A 2,407-nucleotide genomic window follows, 5' to 3' on the forward strand; every position below is an offset into this window, starting at 1 on the left:
GGGTGGTTTGCTATCCGGCATGGGTTCCAATCCCGGCAGCTCTAGAGTGCGAATTCCGAGGGGTCGAAGTTCAGCACGAGGGTATTCCATCCTTTTTCGCCCTCATATTTGTCAGGCGGCAGGTTCTGTAGCGGGGCCGAACGGCGGATCGCGCGCAAGGTGCTGCTTTCAACGGCACGGCGCGTACCTTCCGGACCGCCGGTTGCGGTAACCTCGGGTGTGCCGACGATATTGCCGGCCGGATCGAGCTGAACGCGCACCGTCACGCGCACTTCCTCGACACCGGTCAGGCCGGGTGTCAGCGACCAGTTGCCCTGGATCTGACCCTTCACGCCGTCGATCTCGTTGGCGCTCAAGCCCACGCCGATCGTCTTCTTGCCGCCGAGCGCTGCCTCCTGCGTCGAGCGCTTGGCGCCACCGGCGGACGGATCCTGGCGGTTGAGCAGTGCGGCGATCTCGTCGGCGTTGAACTTGCTGTCCTCGGTAGAGGCCTGCTTCTTCTGTTCCTTCGGCGTCTGCTCGTCCTTGCGCTCAGGCGTCTTTGCACTCTGGGCCGGCTTTTCGACCTTGGGCTTGGCAGCTGGCGTCGGCACCTTCTCAGGCAAGGCTTCGGCTTCCGGGTTTTCGGCCGGCTTCTCTTCGGCGGGCGCCGGATCCGGCTTCGTCTCGGGCTTCACTTCCTGCTTCGCCTCCGGCAGGGCTGCGACCTCGGTCGCCGGCTCGGAAGCGGGCTTGGTCTCCTCGACCTTCTTGATTTCCTGTTCGACCGGATCGGGCGTGGGCTCGGGCTTGTCGTTCTTTTCGGGCGAGGCGGTCGCTTCGCTCTTCGACGGCTTGGCGTTCGGCGTCGGCGGCGTCTTCAGGTCGGTGTCGTTGTCGCCGACGTTCTCGGCCGGCTGGTTCGTCTCCGGACGCTTGGTCGGAACCGGCGACGAATGCTCTTTCTTCGGTGCCTTCTTGTCGCCCTGCTGAACCTGCGTCATTTCCGAATAGGGAACGATGTCGACAGGCAAAGCCTCGACGTCGGCGACCTGGAAGTCAGCCGGGCTGCCAAGCGACACCAGCGCCCAGGTCAGGACCATGGCGTGGAGGACAGCAGATGTAGCGAGACTGCCCTTCATCGGGACGATCACTTTTCCTGTTCTTGCAGCGTGACGAGGCCGAGGTTCTTGAAACCGGCGGCCGAGATGCGGGCCATGACCTTCATGACCGTGCCGTAGTCGGCATTGGTGTCGCCGCGCACGTAGATGCGCTCGTTGTAGCCGGTCGTGGCGATCGCCTCGAGCTTCGGCACCACTTCATCGATGCCGATCGCGGTTTCCTGCAGGTAGATCTCCCCGGCGGGATTGACCGAGACGGTGATCGGCTGCGTATCGGAATTGAGCGCCTTTGCCTGCGTTTCCGGCAGGTCGATCGGCACGCCGACCGTCATCATCGGCGCTGCCACCATGAAGATGATCAGAAGCACGAGCATGACGTCGACGAAAGGCGTGACGTTGATCTCGCTCATCATGGCTTTCTTGCCGCCGCGGCGACGACGTCCGCCACCCGAACCCTTGGCTCCGCCAACCGACATACCCATCAGCGTGGTCTCCGTATTCTCTGGCGATTATTGCGCGGCCTGACGCGGGCTCTGCAGCTTCTCGTCGATCTGGCGCGACAGGATGGCGGAGAACTCGTCGGCAAAGGCTTCCATGCGTGCCGAGAGCTTGCCGGCGTCGGCCGAGAACTTGTTGTAGGCGATAACCGCCGGGATAGCGGCGAGAAGGCCGATCGCGGTCGCAAGCAGCGCCTCGGCGATACCGGGCGCCACGACCGCAAGGTTGGTCGACTTCGAACCGGCGATCGCCTGGAACGAGGTCATGATACCGACGACGGTGCCGAAGAGACCGATGAAGGGCGCTGCCGAACCGATGGTCGCGAGCGAGCCGAGGCGGGCTTCGAGCGATTCCGATTCACGGGCGAGCGTCACGTCCATGGCGCGGTCGATACGCATCTGCAGGCCGATCGGGGAGCGCGCACCGCGCTCGAAGCTCTTCTTCCATTCGCGCATGGCGGAGACGAAGATCGCACCCATGCCGGCGGTCTGCCGGTCGGCAAGCGTGCGGTAAAGTTCTTCCAGCGACTGGCCGGACCAGAACACCTGCTCGAAGCTGTCGAGCTGGCGGCGAACGCGACCGTAGTTCAGCGTCTTGTCGACGACGATCGCCCAGGTCCAGACGGAGGCTGCGATCAGCCCCAGCATGACCAGCTTCACGACGAAGCCTGCTTGCATGAATAGCGACCAGAGGCTCACATCGTGCGTCGCCGCGGCCAATCCAACCTGTTCCATCGTCTTCAGTCCCCGAATCCAAACACCCGGCAAGAGCGGTTCATGCTCGTGACCGGGTAGCCCAAACGTCCTGTT

General features: G+C 63.6%; 3 protein-coding genes. All 3 read right to left on the reverse strand.

Annotation, left to right across the window (positions count from 1 at the left end; all coding sequences use genetic code 11):
• Positions 1 to 41: 41 nt before the first annotated feature.
• The 3 genes from VGO04_RS10575 to tolQ are packed head-to-tail and all read right to left on the reverse strand — an operon-like array spanning position 42 to position 2,332.
• Positions 42 to 1,121 (reverse strand): hypothetical protein, encoded by a 1,080-nt coding sequence (locus tag VGO04_RS10575; RefSeq protein ID WP_327495908.1) that lies wholly within the window; start codon positions 1,119 to 1,121, stop codon positions 42 to 44.
• Between the two features lie 8 nt (positions 1,122 to 1,129).
• Positions 1,130 to 1,582 (reverse strand): protein TolR, encoded by a 453-nt coding sequence (gene tolR, locus VGO04_RS10580; RefSeq protein WP_327495909.1) that lies wholly within the window; start codon positions 1,580 to 1,582, stop codon positions 1,130 to 1,132.
• Between the two features lie 27 nt (positions 1,583 to 1,609).
• Complete coding sequence (tolQ, locus tag VGO04_RS10585) at positions 1,610 to 2,332, reverse strand: protein TolQ (RefSeq protein ID WP_327495910.1); 723 nt, start codon at positions 2,330 to 2,332, stop codon at positions 1,610 to 1,612.
• Between the last annotated feature and the right edge of the window lie 75 nt (positions 2,333 to 2,407).

It is taken from the genome of Ensifer sp. (genome assembly GCF_035999185.1).
Classification (GTDB): domain Bacteria; phylum Pseudomonadota; class Alphaproteobacteria; order Rhizobiales; family Rhizobiaceae; genus Ensifer.